The following is a 20,752-nucleotide window of genomic DNA, read 5'->3' as shown; positions in this document are numbered from 1 at the left end:
TAGCACGTCCGGCCGCCGCGTTGAACTTCGCCGCGCAAGCGGCTAAGCCGTCCCGGCCATTCTCGGGGGAGGAACTTGGACGTGACGATGCCCACCGCCGCCGCGGTCGCGCTGGAGCGAACGACGGTGGCATTCCGTCTCGCCGGCGGACGCACCTACACCGCCGTCGAGACGGCGAATCTCAGCGTCGCCGATGGCGAGTTCGTCGCCATCGTCGGGCCGACCGGCTGCGGCAAATCCACCCTTCTCAACGTGGCGGCGGGACTGCTGAAGCCGGCCGCCGGCCATGTGCGCATCTTCGGCCAGCCTCTGGCCGGCCTCAATCGCGACGCCGGCTACCTGTTTCAGGCCGACGCGCTGTTCCCATGGAAGACCGCGCTGGAGAACGTCGCGATCGGGCTCGAGGTCGCGGGTACGCCGTCGAAGGATGCAGCCGCCAAGGCGCAGCAATGGCTGACCTCGGTCGGCCTCGGCGCATTCGGCAACCGCTATCCGCACATGCTGTCGGGCGGCCAGCGCAAGCGCGTGGGCCTCGCCCAGGTGCTGATCCGCAATCCGCGCATCATCCTGATGGACGAGCCGTTCGGGCCACTGGACGCGCAGACGCGGCAGATCATGGGCAATCTGCTGCTCGATCTCTGGAATGCCGACCGCAAGGCGGTGCTGTTCGTGACCCACGATCTCGAGGAGGCGATCGCGCTCGCCGACCGCGTCGTCATCATGTCGGCCGGCCCGGCCTCGCGCATCATCGGCGACTGGCGCGTGACCCTGCCGCGTCCGCGCGACATCTTCGAGGTGCGCATGAAGCACGAGTTCCACGAGCTGCATCGCGAGATCTGGCAGACGCTGAAGGCGGAGGTCGAGAAGACCTACAAGCAGGCGGAGGCGGTGTGATGGGAGCAGTGACTCGTTCGATCATGAGAGCCTCGCTGTTTCCACTTGGACAGTGCACTCCCTCCCCCCTTGTGGGGGAGGGTCGGGGAGGGGGGTACCCCGGAAAGACTGTTGGTTGGAGTACCCCCCTCCCCAGCCTTCCCCCACAAGGGGGGAGGGAGCGGAGCGGCGTGTGCGGCTCGCGCTTTGTCTCTGTCACCGCGGGCGCGGAGTAGCGTAATGTCGCGTCTCGGTCTGCTCGCGCTGCAATTGCTGGTCGCGGTCGTCGCGATTGCGCTGTGGCAACTGCTCGCCACCGTGCCCGTGTTCGGGCGCATCTGGCTTCCGCCGTTCTTCTTCTCCAATCCGGTCGACGTGTTCGCGCAGGTGATCAAATGGTTCGCCACCGGCGCCATCTGGAAGCACCTCGCGATCACCTTGTGGGAGTCGATCCTGGCGTTCGCGATCGGCTCGCTCGGCGGCGTGCTGGTCGGCTTCTGGTTCGCGCGCAAGCCGCTGGTCGCCGCCGTGTTCGATCCCTACGTCAAGATGGCCAATGCGCTGCCGCGCGTGGTGCTGGCGCCGATCTTCACGCTGTGGCTGGGGCTCGGCATCTGGTCCAAGGTCGCGCTCGGCGTGACCTTGGTGTTCTTCATCGTGTTCTTCAACGTCTATCAGGGCGTGAAGGAGGTCTCGACCGTGGTGCGCGACAACGCCCGCATGCTCGGCATGAGCGAGCGGCAACTGATGCGCCACGTCTATTGGCCGTCCGCGCTGTCGTGGATGTTCTCGTCGCTGCACACGTCGGTCGGCTTCGCCGTCGTCGGCGCTGTCGTCGGCGAATATCTCGGCTCCGCGGCCGGCCTCGGCTATCTGATCCAGCAGGCCGAAGGCATCTTCGACGTCGCCGGCGTGTTCGCCGGCATGTTCGTGCTGTCGGCATTCGTCATCCTGATCGACATCTGCGTCACGCTTGTGGAGCGGCGGCTGCTGGTGTGGCGGCCTGACGCCGCCGAGGGCCGATGATGGCCGGGCTGCTGCGCCACCCGCCGCTGTCGTCCCCGCGAAAGCGGGGACCCATAACCACAGGGCGGCGTTTGTGGCACGCGGGACGACCAGTCTTTTCCAACCGGAACATCACGCGGTATGGGTCCCTGCTTTCGCAGGGACGACAGCGGAGTTTTGGGCGGCCTTCTCAATCTACGCCGACATGCCCAACCTGACTGACAACATGAACGGAGGAAACACATGAACAAGATCATCGGCCGGGTCACCGGCGCGCTGCTGGCGCTGACGTTGAGCACTGGTCTCGCCAGCGCTGCCACCAAGGTCACGATCGCAATCGGGGGCGGCGCCTGCCTGTGCTATCTGCCGACCGTGCTGGCCAAGCAGCTCGGCGAATACGAGAAGGCCGGGCTCGAGGTCGAGCTGGTCGACCTCAAGGGCGGCTCGGATGCGCTGAAGGCCGTGCTCGGCGGCAGCGCCGACGTCGTCTCCGGCTATTTCGATCACTGCGTCAATCTCGCGGCCAAGAAGCAGGAGATGCAGTCCTTCGTCGTCTACGACCGCTATCCCGGTCTCGTGCTGGTGGTGGCGCCGTCGCACAACAAGGAGATCAGCTCGGTCAAGGATCTCGCCGGCAAGAAGGTCGGCGTCAGCGCGCCGGGCTCCTCGACCGACTTCTTCCTGAAGTACATGCTGAAGAAGAACGGCCTCGATCCGTCGGGCACCGCGGTGATCGGCGTCGGTCTCGGCGCGACCGCGGTGGCCGCGATGGAGCAGGGCCAGATCGATGCGGCCGTCATGCTCGACCCCTCGGTTACCGTGCTGCAGGGCAAGCATCCGGACCTCAAGATCCTCAGCGACACCCGCACCCAGCACGACACGCTGGAGGTGTTCGGCGGCGAGTATCCCGGCGGCGCGCTGTATTCGACCGCGGCCTGGATCGCCGGCCATGACAAGGAGACGCAGGCGCTGACCAACGCCATCGTGGCGACGCTGGGCTGGATCCATTCGCACACTCCGGAGGAAATCATGGCGAAGATGCCGGAGGAACTCGTCGGCAAGGACAAGGCGCTGTATCTCGCGGCGCTCAAGAACACCATCCCGATGTACTCGCAGACCGGCAAGATGGATCCGAAGGGCGCCGACGCCGTGCTCGCCGTGTTCAGCACCGGCTCGCCCGATGTCGCCAAGGCCAATGTCGACGTCAGCAAGACCTTCACCAACAAGTTCGTCGAACAGGCGAAGGGGGCGAAATAGCGGATGACGGACGTCGTCATCCACCGCGTCACCACGCTCGACCTCAAGGTCGAGCCGTGGGACTGGCCGTTCGCGAAACAGCGCCGCGACGACATCGCGGCACATTTCGCCGAATGCCAGCGCGCCAGGCCGGGCCTGTGGAACGGCCGCGTGCTGCTCGGGCGCAACCCGCGCTTCGCGGATAGCCGGTTCACCGCGAGCTATTTCGAGACCGATTTCGCCAGCCTGCTGGCGTGGCGCGACTGGGGCTTTCCGGATCGCACCGCCTTCAACGGCTTCGGCATGGGCGCGCTGCGTGCCGCCGACGGCGCCTTCGTGCTCGGCGAGATGGGCGCGCATACCGCCAATGCCGGCCGGCTGTATTTTCCCGCCGGCACGCCGGATCTCGCCGACGTCAGCGACGGCGTGCTCGATCTCGCCGCCAACGTCGCGCGCGAGGTTGAAGAGGAGACGGGACTCGCGCCATCGGACTATCAGGCCGCGGCGCATTGGGACTGTGTCGTGACCGGCGCGTCGATCGCGCTGATGCGCGTGCTCGACGCCTCTGACGTGGGCGAGGCTCTGCAGCGCCGCATCGAGGCCAATCTCGCGGTTCAGGACGAGCCGGAACTCTGCTCGATACGGCTGGTTCGAAGCCGGAATGATCTGACTGCGGCGATGCCGCGCTTCGTGACCGCCTTCCTCGAAACGCAATTCAGCCCCGGAGAGCCGTCCTCATGAGCAAGAAACCGCGCACGCTGGCCGATGAGCTCGATGGTTTCATCTCGCCGTTCCGGATCGATGGCGGGCACAAGTTTCATCTCAAATCGCACAAGACCAAGGTCAAGGGCGGCCTCGCCAAGGAGGAGGGCGAGGCGATCATCGAGCAGAATCGGACGCGGCTCGCCGATTTTCAGGAAAGGCTTTATGCACAGGACCGCTGGTCGGTGCTGGTGCTGCTGCAGGGCATGGACGCCTCCGGCAAGGACAGCGCGATCAAGAGCATCTTCGAGGGCGTCAATCCGCAGGGCTGCGAGGTCACCTCGTTCAAGCAGCCGACCTCCAAGGAGCTGGACCACGACTTCATGTGGCGCAGCGCCATCGCGCTCCCCGAGCGCGGCCGCATCGGCATCTTCAACCGTTCCTACTACGAGGAATGCCTGGTCACGCGGGTGCATCCGGAGATCCTCAAGGCCGAGAAGCTGCCGCCGAGGCTGGTCACCAAGAACATCTGGCGCGAGCGCTTCGAGGACATCTGCGCCTTCGAGCGTTACTTGTCGCGCAACGGCACCGTGATCCTGAAGTTCTTCCTCAACATCTCCAAGGAGGAGCAGCGCGCGCGCTTCCTCGACCGGCTGGAGGAGCCGGCGAAGAACTGGAAGTTCTCGATGGGCGACATCACCGAGCGCGCGAAGTGGCATCGCTACCAGGCGGTCTATCAGGACATCGTGCGCCACACCTCGACGCCCTACGCGCCCTGGCACGTCGTGCCGGCCGACCACAAATGGTTCGCCCGTGTCGTCATCGGCTCGACCATCGTCGCAGCGCTGGAAAGCCTGGATCTGCACTTCCCGCGCGTCGATGCCGGCTCGCGCGAGGAGTTCAAGGCGGTGCGCAAGGCGCTCGACAGCGAGGCCAAGGGCGGCAAGAAAGGGTGAGGGCGTAAGGCGCGGGCTGAGGCGAGAAGCCGAGGCGCACCTGCACTCTCTCGTCATTCCGGGGCGCGCGCGGCGCGAGCCCGGAATCCATAACCCCGATCGCCTGCGAGGGAGCAAGGTCCGTGCAACAGCGCGCCGTTGTCACCAACGACCGCCTGTGGCGATGGATTCCGGGCTCGCGCTGCGCGCGCCCCGGAATGACGGTGGAGAGAGCGGTTGACCTGCGTTAGCTTCGAGCGTGAGACCTGAGCCTCACGCCGCGCCGGCTTGGCGCATCTCGTCGTCCACCGCGAGGAATCGCTGCGTGAAATCCGCCGCCGGCATCGGCTTGCCGAAGTGATAGCCTTGGCCCTGCTCGCAGCCGAGCCGCAGCAGGAACTCGGCCGTCGCCGCGTTCTCGATGCCCTCGGCGATCACGGACAGCCCGAGCTGCTTGCTCAGGCTGACCGTCGAGCCGACGATGGCCGCGTCGTCGGCCTGGGTCAGCACGTCGCGCACGAAGGAGCGGTCGATCTTCAGGCCGTCGAGCGGGAATTTCTTCAGGTAGCTCAGGCTCGCATAGCCGGTGCCGAAATCGTCGAACACCAGGCTGACGCCGAGCGCCTGCAGCCGGTTGAACGTCTGCAGCACGCCGGGTTCGTCGTGCAGCAGGATGTCCTCGGTGACTTCGAGCTCGAGCAGGCGCGGCGACAGGCCGGTCGACGTGAGCAGCTTGCTGACGAAGGCCGCGAGGTCGCCGGACTGGAACTGGGACGGCGAGAGGTTGACGCCGACGCGGATGTCGTGGCCGGCGAGCTGCCACTCCCGCGCCTGCCGGCAGGCGGTCGCCATGACCCAGGTCGCGACCGCCTCGGACAGATGCGAGGTGTTGACGACCGGAATGAAATCACCGGGAGGCACGAGGCCGCGGGTGGGGTGACGCCAGCGGATCAGCGCCTCGGCGCCGATCACGCGGCCGCTCAACAGCTCCACTTGCGGCTGGTAGAACAGCTCGAATTCGTTCCGCTCGACGGCGAGCGCAAGCTCGGCCTCCAGCGTCAATCTCTGTTCGAGCTCGTGGCGGATGGCGCTCTCGAACAGCACATGGCTGCCCCGCCGGTCCATCTTGGCGCGACAGAGGGCAAGGTGGGCATTGCTGAGCAGCTCGTCTGCCGAGTGCCCGCCCTCGGGATGCACCGCGATGCCGAGGGTGACCTTGACGCGCTGCTGGCGCGTGCCCGCGTCCAGCGGCGCCTCGAACAAATGCGACAGATGATCGGCGAGCTCGGCCACGGTGCCGCCGACGGCCGAGCAGGGAATGGCGACGGCGAACTCGTCGCCGCTGAGCCGGGCGACACGGCCCATGCCGCCGATCTCGGTGCGGAGCCGGTCGGCCGCCGCGCGCAAGACACTGTCGCCGTAGGCGTGGCCAAGCGTGTCGTTGATGCGCTGGAAGGCATCGAGCCCGATCACCAGCAGCGCGACCTGGTCGGCCGCGGCATCCGCGGTCTCGATCATGGCGGCGAGCTCGCTCTGCAGCGTGTTGCGGTTGACCAGGCCGGTCAGCGTGTCGTGCTCGGCGAGGTAACGAATGCGCTCCGCCTTGCGCTTGCGCACCGAGACGTCGCGCAGGATCACGCCATATTGCAGGCCGTCGGCGCCCTGCCAGGCGGAGAAGCTCGCCTCGACCGGAAACACCTCGCCGTCCTTGCGGCGGCCGTCGAACTCGATCGTGGCTCCGCCGGGCAGCAACGTCGCCGGCAGCGCCGCCTCCTGCTGCGGAAACAGGTCATGCGTATCGCTGCCGTCGGCGCGCAGGCGCGCGAAGGGCTGGCCGATGATCTCGTCGGCGCCATAGCCGAAGATCGCGACCGCGCCCGGATTCCACACCGTGATGCGCCGGTCGCGGTCGGTACAGACCAGCCCATCGCCGATCGACATCGCGATTCGCTCGAAACGGCTCTCGGCGACGTGCCGCAGCAGGCCGCGGAAGTCGATCTCGTCGAGGGCCGTGGCCGCGAGATAGGCGACCAGCGCGATCTGCAGCAGCGAGGTGTCGAGCACCAGGGCGTAGCGGTCGTGCAGCAGCAGCGCCACGGCCTCGATCAGGACGCTGATCATGGCGATCAGCAGCGCGCGCCGCGCCGCCGAGAGGTGCCGCCAGCTCGCCAGCATGATGATGACGATCAGCAGCAGGCCGCCTACGGCGGCCGTCGTCGACGTCGACAGCAGGGTGCGGTGCTGAATGATGGACTCGGCCGCCAGCGCCTGCAGCATGACGCCGGGCAGAACGCGGCCGTTCGGCACGCTATAGTAGTCACCGAGCTCGATGGCGGTCGCGCCGACGATCACCCGCTTGTCCTTGAGCCTGGACAGCGCCGCCGCGTCGCCGCGGACGACATCGACATACGAGACCCGGGGCAGCGACGACAGATCGATGCCGTAGTCGACCAGGAAAGAGCTGTCCTTGACCGCATCGCTGCCGGCGAGGAACGCACCCATGGATTGCAGGAAAGTTTTCGCGCCGCCGGTCTCGCTATATTCGCCGAAAGCGTAGCTTCTGACGCGGCCATCGCGCGCCACTTCGATGTTCACGAAGGCCGACCATGCGAGCTGCTCGAACTGCGGCAGCGGCCGGTTGAGGTGAATGGCGGTGTCCTTCCCCGCCGCAGCGAGCTGCCTGAAGGTCGGCAGCACGACCGAGCTCTTGGCATTCTGGAGCGCGGTCAGGAAGGCCTGATCGCCGGCCGCGTCGGACGGCGTGCTGAAATCCACGTCGAAGGCGACGTCGCGGACGCCGGCCCGCTGCAACTGCTCGAGCAGATGCGCATGCTGGGTCCGCGGCCACGGCCAGACGCCGATGGCTTCGATCGAGCGCGGGTCGATCGCGACCACCGCGATCTCGCCGCTGGCGGGGCGATTGTCGAGGAGTAAGCGCAGATCGACGAGGGCGTTGCTCAACAACTCGTGGCTGCCGGACAGGCCGACCGTCAGCAGCGCAACGACCACCAGAATATGCGGCATGAACCGCCTGAGCATGCCCTCTCCCAAATGTCTGCGTGCCACGTTGACGCCCGCGTTCGTGATCCCAACTTCATCCCGTTCCGACCGCAGAGCCATGGAACCCTGCAAGCCCGCGCTCCCCCATGACGACGCATGACGCAGGCGTTACGCTCGATCGGGACTCCCTAATTCTTGCTGTGGCCGTAAGCGTGGGCATTGCCGTTGCCATGATTGCCATTGCCATGGTCGCCGCTGTTGCCGTTACCGTTGCCGCTATTTCCGTTATCGCTGTTACCGTTGCCGCTGTTGCCCTGGCCGTTGTTGCCGTTGCCACTTCCGCCATTGTTGCTGCCGCGGCTGCTACCGTTGGCATTGCCGTTGCCGGCGTCGCCATTTCCGGCGGCATTGGCGCTGGCGGATCCGCTTGGCGAACCGACCGCCGCGGTGACGGCGGCTGCGATCGAGGAATCTCCCGACGTGCCGCTTGCGGTGGCCGAGTTGCCCGTCGCATTGCCGCTGTTGCCGCGCGCATCATTCCAGGCGGTGCTTCGCCCTCCACCGGCGGCCGGCGTGTGGGCGCCGTGGGCGAGGCCGCGTGTCGCCTTCTGGATGTTCAGGTTGACCTCGCCGATCGATGACGAGATCCGCACCACGCCGGGCTTCGCGCTGCCGAAGCCGGCCGCAGAATGCTGCCGAGCGGCGACCGTTGTGCCGGGGCGCGCGGCCGGGCCGTCGGCGTTCAGCGCGTGGATCACGCTGCCCTTGGCCTCGCGCGGCGCCTGCAGGCCGTCGCGCGGCACCGGAACACGATCGATCGTGGAGGCGCGCGGGCGGCCCTGCTCGATCGGGCTGAAGGTGCCGGCGCCGGACAGGCTCAGGCCGGCGCGGCCGGTCGCAAAGGCGGTGGCGGCCTGACCGGGCATCACCTGGGCGATCTGGCCGGTCTTGAAATCCGACACCTGCACCTGGCCGCGGCTGACCTCGACCTTGGTGCTGCGGCCTGAGATCGTGACGCTGAACTGCGTGCCCTTGACCACGGCGGCGAGATAGGGCGTCTCGACCTCGAAATGCTGGACGTTGCGTTTCTCGACGTCGAGCAGGATCGAGCCGGCGCGCTGCAGGATGGTCGTCGCCATGCCGTCCTTGGGCGCGGCGGGCAGGCCGACCTCGGAGTTCGGCGCGATCACGATCGTCTCGGCGCCGCGGGTCAGGCGGACGCGGCCGGTCGGCCCGGTGCGGATCGTATCGCCTGGCTTCAGCGGGTCCTCGCGGCCGAGCGACACCTGCGCTGCGCCCTGGGTGGTGACCCAGACCTCACCGGACGATTTGCTCACCAGCCACGGCTCACCGTCGGCCGCGAATGCGGCCGGCATTGCACCGAAAAGGCACGCGGCGATCAGTCCCGGTATCAGGAAGCGCTTGGATGACATGGCACGAACTCGCATCGTTGGCGGCTTTTGAAACTAATCGAAATGTTTCAAGAGACCCTTAGGAGTTGCAGCCGTGTTTTCCTCACGCATTTACGCTTCGTTGACCTTAACAAACTAAAAACGAGGCATGCGCGCTGGTTGTGTCGACGGAACTGGGAGGACTGCGGGTTGGCGCGACTTCGCGGCCGTACCGCACGGCTCGCGACGGCTGCATGGAACCGCGATCGCCGCCGGCATTTCCCTGTCGGCGTTGCTGTTTGCAGCGACAGCCCATGCGCAGCAGGTCGGCCAGCCGGGCTTCGATCCGCGGCAGACCGAGCGATATTTCGACGAGCAACAGTCGCGGTCGACGCAGCCGCCGCCGCGGCCGCGTGCGCCGCAATTCGCGCCCCAGGGCGGCGGCGATCGCAAACCCTTGTTCACCATGCGCGGCGTCACGCTGACGGGGGCGTCCGCGCTGCCCGACGAGCAACTCGCCGCGAGCTATCAGCCCTATCTCGGCAAGCCGGTGTCGCAGGCCGACCTCGCGGCGATCACGACCGCGATCAGCGATCAGTACCGCGCCGCCGGCTACCATCTCAGCCGTGCGATCATACCGCCGCAGGACATCCATGATGGCCGGGTACGGATCCAGATCATCGAAGGCAGCATCACCGAGGTGACCTTGAAGGGCGCCGGCGCGGAAGAGTTCGGCATCAGGCCGATGCTCGGCCCGGTGCTGGCCGAGCAGCCGTCCCGGCTCGCGACGCTGGAGCGGCAGTTGCTGCTGATCAACGGCCGCGGCGGCGTCCGTCTGGTCGATTCCGCGCTGGAGGAGATCGGCGGCACCACCGGCCGGTTCCGCCTGGTGATCGAGCTGCAGACCTGGCACGTCTACGGCTTCGCTGGCGTCGACAATCTCGGCTCGTCGACCGTCGGTCCCTGGCAGAACTACGCCACGGCCGCCTTCAATTCCTATCTGCTGCCGGGCGACACGCTCACCGCCAACCTGTCGACGACGCCGGGAGATCCGCGCCAGCTCGCGTTCGGCCGGCTGTCCTATGAGGTGCCGGTCGGCACCGACGGCGCCTATGTCGGCGCCTCCGCGCTGTACAGCGAGGTCCGGCCGGGCGACCGGAGACGGCTGTTCAACGACGACACGGTGACCGAGACGCTCGAGCTGCGCGGCGGCCTCACGCCGATCCAGTCGCAGCGCGCCTCGCTGAAGCTGAATCTCGCGGCCGCCTTCAGCGACGTGACCGAGCGCGACCTGTTCGGCATCTGGTATCGCGATCGCATCCGGACGCTGACCTTCACCGCCGACTACCGCTGGAAGGATGATGTCGGCGGCGACAGCTACCTGACGCTGGCCTACCGGCAGGGCCTGAACGCGTTCGGGGCGACGCCGCTCGACGATCCCCTCGCCTCGCGCGCGGGCGCCTCGCCGAGCTTCTCGGTCTTCAACGGTTGGTTCGCGCGCTATCAGACATTGTCCGAGGCGTGGTCGCTGAAGCTCGCCGCCGCCGGCCAGCTCGCCTCGGGTCCGCTGTACAATTCGCAGCAGTTCTATCTCGGCGGCCTCGCCTATGGCCGCGGCTATGGCAGCGCCGAGATCAGCGGCGACAATGGCGTCGCCGGCACGTTCGAGGTCCGCTTCGAGCAGAAACCGAACTGGCAGTATCTCACGAGCTATCAGCTCTACAGCTTCTTCGATGCCGGGCTCGCCTGGAACGACGGCTTCCGGCCGGCCGACGGCGTCGCGCTGACCTCGGCGGGCGCCGGGGTGCGCTTTACCTTCCCGAACGACTGGCGCGCCGATCTCGGCGTCGCCGCGCCGCTCAGCTACCGCGCGCCGGGCAACACGACGCGCAGCGCGCGTCTGCTGCTGACGCTGTCGAGCGTGCTGAAGCTGTGCCCGCAGCGCGGGCAGGGGCCGTGCATTTGAGGCCCTCGGCGGCGGTCAGACCGGCTTGCCTTGGCCGTGGAACAGCCGGCCCTTCTCGGTGATCAGCACGATGACGAGCGCGCTCGACGTGCAGGCCAGGAAGCCCGCGGCGAACGGCAATGCCGTGCCGTCGAACGCCTGGCCGACGACGGCGCCGGCGGCCATGCCGAGCAGGGTCGTGATCGAGCCGTAGAGCGAAGATGCGGTGCCGGCATTGGCGCGCTGCGGCTCCATCGCCAGCGCGGTGAAGTTCGCGAACATCAGGCCGAACGAGAACATCATGCCGGCCGACAGCGTCATGAACAGCCACAGCGGCAGCGTGCCGAGGATCGCCGCGCTGAAGCAGGCCAGCGCGATGACGACGCTGCCGACCAGCGCGCCGTGCGAGATCATGCGCATGCCGAGCCGCCCGACGAGGCGGGCGTTGAGGAAGCCGGCCACCGCGATGGTCACCGCGATCGCCGCGAAGGCGAGCGGGAAGTAGTGGCCGAGATGGTAGACGCCGGTGAACAGTTGCTGCGAGGACAGGACATAGCCGAGCACGGCGCCGAAGATGCCGCTCGCCGCGAGCGCATAGCCCAGCGTCTGGCGATTGGTGAGGGTGTTGCGGAAGGCCCCGACGATCTCTTTGACCGAGAACGGCTTGCGCTCGCTCTCCGGCAGCGTCTCGGGCAGCCGTGCGGCGGTCCACAGCAGCGTGACGATGCCGTACAAGGTCAGCACGACGAAGATGCCGCGCCACTGCGTCAGCAGCATCACCGCCTGGCCGAACGACGGCGCGATCACGGGAATGGCGATGAACACCATCATCGCCAGCGAGACGACGCTCGCCATGCGGCGGCCGGCATAGCAGTCGCGCACGATCGAGGTCGCGATCACCCGCGTCGCCGCGGTGCCGAGACCTTCCAGCGCGCGCGCCAGCAGCAGCATCTCGAAGGACGGCGCGGCGATCGCGAACAGGCTGGCGACCGCATACAGCACCATGCCGCCGATCAGCACCGGGCGCCGGCCGAAGCTGTCGGACAGCGGGCCGATCACGAACTGGCCGAGACCGAAGCCGATGACGAACGCCGTCAGCACCGTCTGCAGCCGGTTGGCGACGTCGATATGGAACGAGGCGCCGATGTTCGGCAGCGCCGGCAGCATCATGTCCATCGCCAGCGGATTGAGCGCCATGATCGCCGCGACCACGATGACGAATTCGGTGAAGCCCATCGGCCGGTGACGGACGATCTCGATGGTGTCGGCACTGGTATCAGCCAAGGCGCGGGCCTTCCATGGTGTTGAGAATGCGGGAGAGATCACCGATAAGTATCGGGTTTGCTGCGCCGCACAAGGCGTGTTTCGGAATGGCTGGTCACCGGCGCCGGCGCTTTCGCGATTGTGACCGGTTGTGACCCGCTGAAAATTGCGCCAGCGGCGACGCGATGGTAACGGCCGTGTGATCGACGTCCGGATCCAGGCCAGCATGAAGACCTACAAGATCGTCGTCTATGTCCCTGAAGCGGCGGGCGACGCCGTGCGCCGCGCGATGGGCGAGGCCGGCGCCGGCCGCATCGGCAATTACGACCACTGTTCGTTTACCGCGAAGGGCGTGGGCCGGTTTCGTCCGCTGGCAGGCGCCAACCCGGCCGTCGGCGCGGTCGGCCAGCTCGAGACGGTCGAGGAGGAGCGCATCGAGACCGTCTGCGCCGAGGACCGGCTGAAAGCCGTGCTACAGGCGATCCGCGCTGCGCATCCCTATGAGGAGCCGGCGATCGATGTCTACCCGATCGAGGTGGTTGCGTTGCGATCCGCCGACAGTGCTTGATCTCATTGAGGAGCCGTTCGACTTTGTTGCGTCCCTGGTCATTTCAGCGTCGATTTCGCGCTCGCTCCATTTGAGGTTCTCGGGCGCCCTTTGTGAGCTCAAGCAGGAGAGCCAGCTATCTTAGTTTGGCTTGTCAATCTGCCGCCTGATCTCGCCGATGAACGCCGCCAGATTCCGGTCGTCCGGTGTCATGATTGCGAGCCTTTCGGCGTAGCCCAGCGCCGCCCTTGCATCGCCTGTCGCGCGGCTGAGCGAAACCAGAGCGGACAGCACGTCCCTATCATTGGGATGGCTTTCCAGAGCTTCCTTTAGGACCGTCATTGCCTCGTCGGCTCGCCCGCCGGAATGCAGCGCCACCGCGTAGACATAGATATAGCGAGCGCGACCCGGTTCGAGTTCGGTTGCTCTGCGCAACTCGGCGAGCGCCTCGTCGTGCCGCTTCAGCCGGGTCAAAGTCAGGCCGAGTGCGTGATGCGCGGCCGCGTCGGTAGGTGATGCCGCAATTGCTTCGCGCAGAACGGTTTCTCCGTCGCCGTCGCGGCCAATTTGGCGATAGAGGTCGGCCAGATTGATGGCGGCCGCCGCATAGTGCGGGCTGAGCCTGAGGGCTGCCTTGTACTCGGTCTCTGCGTCCCCGGTCTGTCCGCGCAAGGCCAGGAAGTTTGCCAGTGCGGTGCGGGCCTCGGGCCGTTCGGCATTGGCGCGCTGCGCCGTGATGAATTCGTGTGCCGCCTGATCGAAGCGTGCGCGATCGGGCAGCGGCTGGCTCGCGGTCGGAACGGAAGCGAGCAGGGAGGCGACCCTGATCCGCACGCCACGCACGGGATCGGTGAGCAGCGGCGAAACCAGCGGCCAGATCTGGCCGGCGGGCACGTTTTCCAGCATGTCCAGCGCGCCGATCCGCACCATGGGATCGGGATCGGCCAGGCCTGCCCGTGCGGTCGCAATGTTCGCCGGAGCGATGCGCGAGGCGAGTTCGCCGAGCGCGCTCGCACGCGCCACGGCCGGCGCGTTCCTGTCCGCGGCCAGAAGGCCAAGCAGCGCGGCGGCGTCGGCCTGGTCGCTGCGTGCTGCGCGGAACGCGGGCCCATAGGTCTGGAAGCCCTTTCGGTCGGGCCCGAACCATTGCTCGATCGCGGCGGCGGCCCATTGCGCCGGCTTGTCGCTGTGGCAGTCGTTGCAGGCGTTCGGGGTTCCCAACGTGACCGAAAGATCGGGTCGCGGAACGCGGAAGGCGTGATCGTGACGCGGGTCGATCTGCATATAGGTGCGCGCCGGCATGTGGCACGACATGCAGGTCGGCGCCGGATCGGCGTCCGCGTGATGGCGATGCTTCGCATCGGCGTATTTTTCGGACGCATGGCATTGCAGGCAAACGCCTTCGCCGGAGACTCGGAGCTTTGCGCCGTGCGGCTCGTGACAATCGCTGCAGGTCACGCCAGCGGCAAACATCTTGCTCTGCTTGAACGGCGTATAGTTATAGGGCTCCTCCACATCGCGGATCTGGCCATCGGCATGATAAGTGGTCCGCGCCAGCGCCTCGACAATATGGGTCTGGGACAGCGATTGACCGGGTGTCCAGTCCTCGCTGAAGCCGGCACGGCGCGCGTGGCATAGCCCGCACGTCTCGATCTCCTTTCGCAACGCGGCCGGCGCGGCTGAGCGCGTCGCATTTCCGCTGCGCGGATCGATCGGCCAGGTGACGCCGCGCCGTTCGTCGAAACGGACCAGCAATCCCTTGCTCGGATCCTCGTGCTTGCCGAATGGCCACCATCGTTGCTTGTCACGCGCCCAGGCGGCGTGGGTGGAGCCCTGACCGTGACAGGTCTCGCAACCGACGCTGATTTCCGCCCATGTCGTCGCGAAGCGATCCGTCGCGGTGTCGTAATGCTTGCGCACGCCGGTCGAGTGGCATTCCGCGCACATGAAGTTCCAGTTCTGGTTCAGCTTGGTCCAGTGCAGGACGTCGTCGTGCTTGATCTCTTCTTCGGGATGGAGATGGAACCAGCGCTGGCCGCCTTTGTCCATGGGCCGGCCGTCCCATGCGATCGGCAGCGCCTGGATGCGCCCATCTGGAAACTCGACGAGATATTGTTGCAGCGGATCGACACCGAACGTGTACTTCACCTCAAACACGGCAAGCTTGCCGTCGGGCCCGTCGGTTTCGACCATGAATTTTCCGCCATCGCGGAAGAGGCGGGAATGCACACCGAAGTAGTCGAAGCTCTTGTTGAAATCGCCGAGCACCGTCTTGTCGGTCGCGTGCGCCATCGCGGCCTTGTGCTGCGAAATATCCCATAATTTGGCTTCTGCCTGATGACAGCCGGCGCAGCTTTCGCTGCCCACATAGGTGGCGACGAATGAGGCCTGCGCCGTGGAGGCCGGTCCGTCGGCCTTGAGGAGATGAAAAACCATGCCGACCACCAGCACGAGCGCGATCGTGACCGCTACTGCTATCCAGATCGCGCGCCTGGAGAAGGCCGTTTCGCCGGAAGCAAGCCGATCCGCCGGCGCAGCCGGCGATGGGGCCGCGGCGGATCCCTTCCGCGGTCCCTTCGTGCCGGCTTTTGGCGGCCTGCGTGTCAACGCTTGTACCTCACGCCCCAAATTGGTCAGCTTGCGATCAAGCTGCTCTGTCGGTCATTTCCGCACATGCAGGAATGTCTGCCAAGGTTGCTTGACCTGCATCAAGGTGTGCCTCCCGGAGGGGCCGATGATGAGCTTTCCGATGGGAGGATGCCAAGATGAAATTATCGGTTGCCCTGACAGGGCTGTTGCTGGTGACGGGATTCGTAGCCGCGAGCACCGAAAGGGCAAGTGCCGTGGTGTATTGTCAGTATGTCGAGTATCCCGTCGGCTGCGTCGTCAGGCCCGGCGTCGTGCTGCGGCCCCGCCCGGTGGCGCGCGCCGTGGTGGCCCCAGGCGTGCGCGTGCGGGGAACGCCGATGAATCGAGGCGGGCCGGTCAATCGCGTTGGCAGACGCTAGAATTATAGAATTATCGCTCTCCGCGAGCCGGTTGGGCCGGCCGAACGTCATTGCCCGCGCCGATGATCGCGGTTTGCGGGCAGGGTCGTTCCGGCAGCGAGGAGCCGTGTCAATTGTCTCATTTGTCAATTGTCTCATCCAAAGGCAGTGATCATGAAGCGAATGAAGTTGGCTGCGTCGGTCCTGTCGTTGACGACGCTACTCGTGCTTCCAGCATTGGCCCAACAGTCGGCGCCGCCGAGTGCTGTGTTGCCGACCGAGCGATCGGTTCTGCCGATTCCTGAGCCGAACCCTCCACACAGCACCGTATTCGATGCGCGCGATGCGCCGCCGCCGCCGCGGTTTGAAGTCAAGGCGCCGGCCGGTGCACCCAATGTACTGATCGTGCTCATCGACGACATGGGCTTCGGCCAGTCAAGCGCATTTGGCGGCCCGATCAGGATGCCGACGGTCGACCGCCTCGCCAACGAGGGCCTCCGCTACAACGAGTTTCACACCACGGCGCTTTGTTCGCCGACCCGCGCGGCGCTGCTCAGCGGCCGCAACCATCACATGAACAATTTCGGTTCGATCGCGGAAACCGCGACGTCCTTCCCGGGACAGACCGGTCAGCGTCCCAACAATGTCGCGTCCGTCGCGGAGATGCTGCGGTTGAACGGCTACAGCACGGCGCATTTCGGCAAAAATCACGAGACCGCGGCATGGGAGGTAAGTCCCTCCGGCCCGACCGACCGCTGGCCGACGCGCCAGGGCTTCGACAAGTTCTATGGCTTCATGGGCGGCGAAACCAATCAATGGGCGCCGCTGATCTACGATGGCATGACCCAGGTCGAGCCGTCGACGGACCCGAACTATCATTTCATGACCGACATGACCGACAAGGCGATCGACTGGATGCGGTCGGAGAAATCGCTGACGCCGGACAAGCCGTTCTTCATGTATTTTGCACCCGGCGCCACCCATGCCCCGCATCAGGTGCCCAAAGAATGGATCGCCAAGTACAAGGGCAAGTTCGATCAGGGCTGGGACAAGCTGCGCGAGGAGACGTTGGCGCGGCAGATCAAGCTCGGCGTGGTGCCACCCGATACCAAGCTCGCCCCGAAGCCGGACGCCATCCAGGACTGGGACAAGCTGAGCGCTGACGAGAAGAAGCTGTTCGTGCGCCAGATGGAAGTATTCGCCGGATTTGGCGAATACACCGACACCGAGATCGGCCGCCTGATCGACGCCATCAAGGCAACGGGCCAACTCGACAATACGTTGATCTTCTACATCGTCGGCGACAACGGCGCGAGCGCCGAAGGCGGCGCGAACGGCCTGTACAACGAGATGACCTATTTCAATGGAGTGCAGGAAACCGTCCAGGACGTCTTGAAGCACTATGACGAACTCGGCGGTCCCAACACCTACGGCCATTACGCGGCCGGCTGGGCGGTCGCTGGCGACACTCCGTTTACCTGGACCAAGCAAGTGGCCTCGAGCTATGGCGGCACCCGCAACGGCATGGTCGTCCATTGGCCGAAGGGGATCGCGGCGAAAGGTGAGCTTCGTCCGCAGTGGCATCACGTCATCGACATCGTGCCGACCATTCTCGAAGCAGCGAAACTGCCTGAGCCCAAGAGCGTAAATGGAACGGTCCAGACTCCCATTGAAGGCGTAAGCATGGCCTACAGCTTTGCCGACGCCAAGTCGCCGAGCAGGCATCTGACGCAGTATTTCGAAATCTTCGGCAACCGCGCGATCTACAGCGACGGCTGGCTTGCCGGCACGGTGCACCGGGCGGCCTGGGAAACCAAACCGCGGCGGCCGCTCCAGCAGGATATCTGGGAGCTTTACGATGCGCGATCGGACTTCAGCCTGAGCAACGATCTGGCTGCCAAAAATCCGGACAAGCTGAAGGAGATGCAGGAGCTGTTCCTGAAGGAAGCAGTGAAATACAACGTGCTGCCGCTCGACGACCGCACCCTGGAGCGCACCAACGCGGCGCTGGTCGGACGTCCCGACCTGATGGCGGGCCGCACCAGCCTGACGGTCTACGAAGGCATGATCGGGATGACGGAGAATGTCTTCATCAACCTGAAGAACCAATCGCACGCCATTACTGCCGATCTGGACATCCCGAAGGGCGGAGCCAATGGCGTCATCATCGCTCAGGCCGGACGGTTCGGTGGCTGGACCTTCTACCTGAAGGACGGAAAGCCGACCTACACGTATAATTTTCTCGGTCTGCAGCGATACACCGTAACCGCCAAGCAGGCTCTTCCGGCAGGCAAAGCCGCACTGCGCTTTGAGTTCGCTTATGACGGTGGCGGCCTGGGCAAGGGGGGCGTGGGCACGATCCTCGTGAACGGAAAGGCCGTCGCGACCGGCCGGATCGAACGAACCCAATGCTGCTTCTACTCCGCGGACGAAGGCGCAGACGTCGGTGCCGATGAAGGCACGCCTGTTACCGAGGCCTACAAGGTGCCGTTCAAGTTCACAGGCAAGATCGGCAAGGTGACGATCGATCTAGTGGGTATGAAGAAGGCCGACAATGAAGAAGCCGTCCAAGCCCGCAAGGCAGCGGCTTTGAAGAAAGGACTGTCCGATTGATGCGCTCTTCGTGCTCGCCAGGTCAGTGGTCGGTCCTTTGAGAAGGAGCGTGCAGTGCAAATAGCCAATCTGGCGACGATCCTTCTGGCTTCAAGCTGAGGGGGGCCGTCGGGCAAAATGCAAGCACCGTGGAGCCGAGGTTCTCGGGTGGAAGTTCCGGATCAAGACGCTTGAGAAAGATCTGACCGAGGTACCCAGAAGTGGCATCGCTACGATCATGTCGGACGAGTTTTTCAATGTCTACGACAAGACCGGACGGCGGATGAGCGACTACAAGCCGTAGTCGTCGACGACAACTCAGGCATGCCGCCTGAAATGGGAGCGTGGGGGGATTACGATTGCAGCGCGATAGATCGGGACGCAGGTCCGGCTTCCTGCGATTGTGGCTGAGCGGCGTTTTCGCGTCCGCCGCGGTGGCTTCTTTTTCGCCTCTGGTCGCCCATGCCGATGAGAGCGGCATCTCGTTCTGGCTGCCGGGATTGTACGGCAGCCTCGCCGCAACGCCTGCCACGCCGGGCTGGTCGGTGGCTGCCATCTACTACCATACGAGCGTGGGTGCCTCAGGCGCGGCCGCGGCGTCGCGCGAGTTCCAGGTCGGACGATTTTCTCCAACCGTCAACATCGATCTCAATCTGGCTTTGCGCGGCCAGGCCGATCTGATGTTCATCGCGCCGACCTACACGTTTGCGACGCCGGTACTCGGCGGCCAGTTGTCGGCGACGCTGGCCAGCGTCTACGGCAGAAATTCCGCGAGCATCGCTGGTACGTTGACGACGGTTGCCGGTCCGATCGTCAGCACGCGCACCGGATTCCTCGAAGACGCACTCGTCTCTTACGGAGATCTCTATCCGACCGTGAAGCTGAAGTGGAATAACGGCGTCCACAACACCATGGTCTACGGCGCCGGCGATATTCCCGTCGGCGACTACAGTCGGAACCGGCTGGCCAACATCGGCATCGGTCACGGCGCCATCGACTTTGGCGGCGGCTACACTTATTTGAACCCGGCGACCGGCACGGAATTTTCGGCCGTCGGGGGCTTGACCTACAATTTCAAGAATCCCGATACCCGGTACCAGAGCGGCATCGATTTCCATCTCGACTGGGGCGTGTCGCAGTTCCTGTCGAAGCAGGTCTTCGTCGGTTTCGTTGGCTACGCCTATCAGCAGATTACCGACGACTTCGGTCAGCCCGCCGCTCTCGGCGGCTTCCGCTCGCGCGTCCTCGGCGTTGGCCCGCAGATCGGATATATTTTCCAGATCGGCAGCAATCAGGCGTTCCTGGGGCTGAAGGGATATGGCGAGTTCGACGCCGCCAACCGGCCGTCGGGCTGGAACACGTGGCTGACGTTCTCGATCTCGGAGGCCGCGCCCGCCGGCACGATTGCGCCGACTTGGCACAAAGTGTCGAAATAGAATAGAGAAGTATCGACCGCCCGCATTGGACTGAATTCCGGCATTGTCATATCGGGTGGTTCCGCGGCGGTCCAGCACGTCCGTCGCTTCGGATCAAAGCGGGATCGAGCGACCGTTACCTACTCCGGATTGATGAGCACGTGTCCTAGCATGCGGGAGCTTCGTTTCACGTTGCGCGGCTTTCGCGCGGTTTTGGTTGCAGCGCTGCTGGCGCTGTCGGCCCATGCGGCATTTGCCGGCGACTCCGCGCCGGCCGATCAGATCTCGGCGTTTCGGCTCGCGCATGGCGAAGGCCGCGTGACGCGCGACGCGACGCTCGACCGCATCGCGATGGAGCAAGCGCGCGCGATGGCCGACAAGGACGATCTCAGCCACGAGGTGCTCGGTCCCTTCACCCGCCGTGTGGCTCCGTCGAAGGCCGGCCGTGCGGCCGAGAACATCGCCTATGGCTACGACAACTTCGACAAGACGCTGGGGCAGTGGATCAACTCGGCGGGGCACCGCAAGAATCTGCTGCTTCCCAAGGCGACCAAGGTCGGCATCGCCAGCGCAAAGAACGCCAGCGGCAAGCGCACCTATTGGGCGATGGTGATCGCGGGCGACTACGAGACCGACAGGCCGAAGGGCAAGGCCAAGGCCGTCGTCGCGCAGGCCGCGACCCGATCCGCGAAAGGCGACGCCAAGCCGGCGACGCGCTGGGGCGCCAAGCCGCCGGCGTCCGCCTCCAAGGACTGCCACCTCAGCATCAAGGTGATCGGTCTCTGCATCTGAGTGCGGGGATCCGTGGGCCTCGGCTGGACGCCACGCCTGCCGCGCGATCACGGCGTTGTGCGAACAGCG

At 65.6% G+C, this 20,752-nt stretch carries 15 protein-coding genes; 11 read left to right on the top strand and 4 right to left on the bottom strand.

Features of this window, described 5'->3' with window-relative positions:
* Nucleotides 1-87 precede the first annotated feature (87 nt).
* From QW863_RS25855 to QW863_RS25835, 5 genes are all read left to right on the top strand, one after another.
* Nucleotides 88-894, top strand: a complete 807-nt coding sequence (locus QW863_RS25855) for an ABC transporter ATP-binding protein (RefSeq protein ID WP_315769251.1) — start codon at nucleotides 88-90, stop codon at nucleotides 892-894.
* A gap of 219 nt (nucleotides 895-1,113) precedes the next feature.
* A complete protein-coding gene (locus QW863_RS25850) occupies nucleotides 1,114-1,899 on the top strand; it encodes an ABC transporter permease (RefSeq protein ID WP_315769078.1) in 786 nt (261 codons plus the stop codon).
* A gap of 222 nt (nucleotides 1,900-2,121) precedes the next feature.
* Nucleotides 2,122-3,135: an ABC transporter substrate-binding protein gene (locus tag QW863_RS25845; RefSeq protein WP_315769076.1), complete on the top strand. Its 1,014-nt coding sequence runs from the start codon at nucleotides 2,122-2,124 to the stop codon at nucleotides 3,133-3,135.
* Nucleotides 3,136-3,138: 3 nt separating this feature from the next.
* Entirely contained in the window at nucleotides 3,139-3,855 is a 717-nt protein-coding gene (locus QW863_RS25840) for an NUDIX hydrolase (RefSeq protein ID WP_315769074.1), read from the top strand.
* Entirely contained in the window at nucleotides 3,852-4,772 is a 921-nt protein-coding gene (locus QW863_RS25835) for a polyphosphate kinase 2 family protein (RefSeq protein WP_315769072.1), read from the top strand. Before QW863_RS25840 ends, QW863_RS25835 begins: the two co-directional genes overlap by 4 nt.
* A gap of 252 nt (nucleotides 4,773-5,024) precedes the next feature.
* Here QW863_RS25835 and QW863_RS25830 read toward each other — a convergent pair whose 3' ends face one another.
* Both QW863_RS25830 and QW863_RS25825 read right to left on the bottom strand, forming a co-directional pair.
* Nucleotides 5,025-7,790: an EAL domain-containing protein gene (locus QW863_RS25830; protein ID WP_315769070.1), complete on the bottom strand. Its 2,766-nt coding sequence runs from the start codon at nucleotides 7,788-7,790 to the stop codon at nucleotides 5,025-5,027.
* A gap of 149 nt (nucleotides 7,791-7,939) precedes the next feature.
* Nucleotides 7,940-9,184 carry a FecR family protein gene (locus QW863_RS25825; RefSeq protein ID WP_315769068.1) on the bottom strand — a complete coding sequence of 415 codons (1,245 nt, stop codon included), beginning with the start codon at nucleotides 9,182-9,184 and terminating at the stop codon, nucleotides 7,940-7,942.
* A 127-nt stretch (nucleotides 9,185-9,311) separates the two neighbouring features.
* On the opposite strand from QW863_RS25825, the gene QW863_RS25820 reads away from it, so the two are divergent.
* The gene (locus tag QW863_RS25820; RefSeq protein ID WP_315769067.1) at nucleotides 9,312-11,108 is read left to right on the top strand and encodes a ShlB/FhaC/HecB family hemolysin secretion/activation protein; all 1,797 of its coding nucleotides are present in this window, start codon (nucleotides 9,312-9,314) and stop codon (nucleotides 11,106-11,108) included.
* A 15-nt stretch (nucleotides 11,109-11,123) separates the two neighbouring features.
* On the opposite strand, the gene QW863_RS25815 is transcribed toward QW863_RS25820, so the two are convergent.
* A complete protein-coding gene (locus QW863_RS25815; protein WP_315769065.1) occupies nucleotides 11,124-12,371 on the bottom strand; it encodes a multidrug effflux MFS transporter in 1,248 nt (415 codons plus the stop codon).
* A gap of 205 nt (nucleotides 12,372-12,576) precedes the next feature.
* Between QW863_RS25815 and QW863_RS25810 the strand changes: the two genes are divergently transcribed.
* On the top strand, nucleotides 12,577-12,918 hold the full coding sequence (locus QW863_RS25810; RefSeq protein ID WP_315713316.1) for a YqfO family protein: 342 nt from the start codon (nucleotides 12,577-12,579) through the stop codon (nucleotides 12,916-12,918).
* A gap of 120 nt (nucleotides 12,919-13,038) precedes the next feature.
* Here QW863_RS25810 and QW863_RS25805 read toward each other — a convergent pair whose 3' ends face one another.
* Nucleotides 13,039-15,348, bottom strand: a complete 2,310-nt coding sequence (locus QW863_RS25805; RefSeq protein WP_409977970.1) for a tetratricopeptide repeat protein — start codon at nucleotides 15,346-15,348, stop codon at nucleotides 13,039-13,041.
* A 314-nt stretch (nucleotides 15,349-15,662) separates the two neighbouring features.
* On the opposite strand from QW863_RS25805, the gene QW863_RS25800 reads away from it, so the two are divergent.
* From QW863_RS25800 to QW863_RS25785, 4 genes are all read left to right on the top strand, one after another.
* Nucleotides 15,663-15,905 (top strand): hypothetical protein, encoded by a 243-nt coding sequence (locus QW863_RS25800; RefSeq protein WP_315713314.1) that lies wholly within the window; start codon nucleotides 15,663-15,665, stop codon nucleotides 15,903-15,905.
* Nucleotides 15,906-16,151: 246 nt separating this feature from the next.
* Nucleotides 16,152-18,497: an arylsulfatase gene (locus tag QW863_RS25795; protein ID WP_315769247.1), complete on the top strand. Its 2,346-nt coding sequence runs from the start codon at nucleotides 16,152-16,154 to the stop codon at nucleotides 18,495-18,497.
* Between the two features lie 413 nt (nucleotides 18,498-18,910).
* Complete coding sequence (locus QW863_RS25790) at nucleotides 18,911-19,912, top strand: transporter (RefSeq protein WP_315769063.1); 1,002 nt, start codon at nucleotides 18,911-18,913, stop codon at nucleotides 19,910-19,912.
* Nucleotides 19,913-20,062: 150 nt separating this feature from the next.
* On the top strand, nucleotides 20,063-20,683 hold the full coding sequence (locus tag QW863_RS25785; protein ID WP_315769061.1) for a CAP domain-containing protein: 621 nt from the start codon (nucleotides 20,063-20,065) through the stop codon (nucleotides 20,681-20,683).
* Nucleotides 20,684-20,752: the final 69 nt, after the last annotated feature.

This window comes from Bradyrhizobium sp. SZCCHNR1017 (assembly GCF_032381375.1).
Lineage (GTDB): Bacteria > Pseudomonadota > Alphaproteobacteria > Rhizobiales > Xanthobacteraceae > Bradyrhizobium.
This window is presented reverse-complemented; position numbering and strand designations above follow the sequence as displayed.

Coding starts and splice junctions, on each gene's coding strand:
- QW863_RS25855 (WP_315769251.1), top strand. CDS start 88: ATGCCCACCGCCGCCGCGGTCGCGCTGGAGCGAACGACGGTGGCATTC.
- QW863_RS25850 (WP_315769078.1), top strand. CDS start 1,114: ATGTCGCGTCTCGGTCTGCTCGCGCTGCAATTGCTGGTCGCGGTCGTC.
- QW863_RS25845 (WP_315769076.1), top strand. CDS start 2,122: ATGAACAAGATCATCGGCCGGGTCACCGGCGCGCTGCTGGCGCTGACG.
- QW863_RS25840 (WP_315769074.1), top strand. CDS start 3,139: ATGACGGACGTCGTCATCCACCGCGTCACCACGCTCGACCTCAAGGTC.
- QW863_RS25835 (WP_315769072.1), top strand. CDS start 3,852: ATGAGCAAGAAACCGCGCACGCTGGCCGATGAGCTCGATGGTTTCATC.
- QW863_RS25830 (WP_315769070.1), bottom strand. CDS start 7,790: ATGCTCAGGCGGTTCATGCCGCATATTCTGGTGGTCGTTGCGCTGCTG.
- QW863_RS25825 (WP_315769068.1), bottom strand. CDS start 9,184: ATGTCATCCAAGCGCTTCCTGATACCGGGACTGATCGCCGCGTGCCTT.
- QW863_RS25820 (WP_315769067.1), top strand. CDS start 9,312: ATGCGCGCTGGTTGTGTCGACGGAACTGGGAGGACTGCGGGTTGGCGC.
- QW863_RS25810 (WP_315713316.1), top strand. CDS start 12,577: ATGAAGACCTACAAGATCGTCGTCTATGTCCCTGAAGCGGCGGGCGAC.
- QW863_RS25800 (WP_315713314.1), top strand. CDS start 15,663: ATGAAATTATCGGTTGCCCTGACAGGGCTGTTGCTGGTGACGGGATTC.
- QW863_RS25785 (WP_315769061.1), top strand. CDS start 20,063: ATGCGGGAGCTTCGTTTCACGTTGCGCGGCTTTCGCGCGGTTTTGGTT.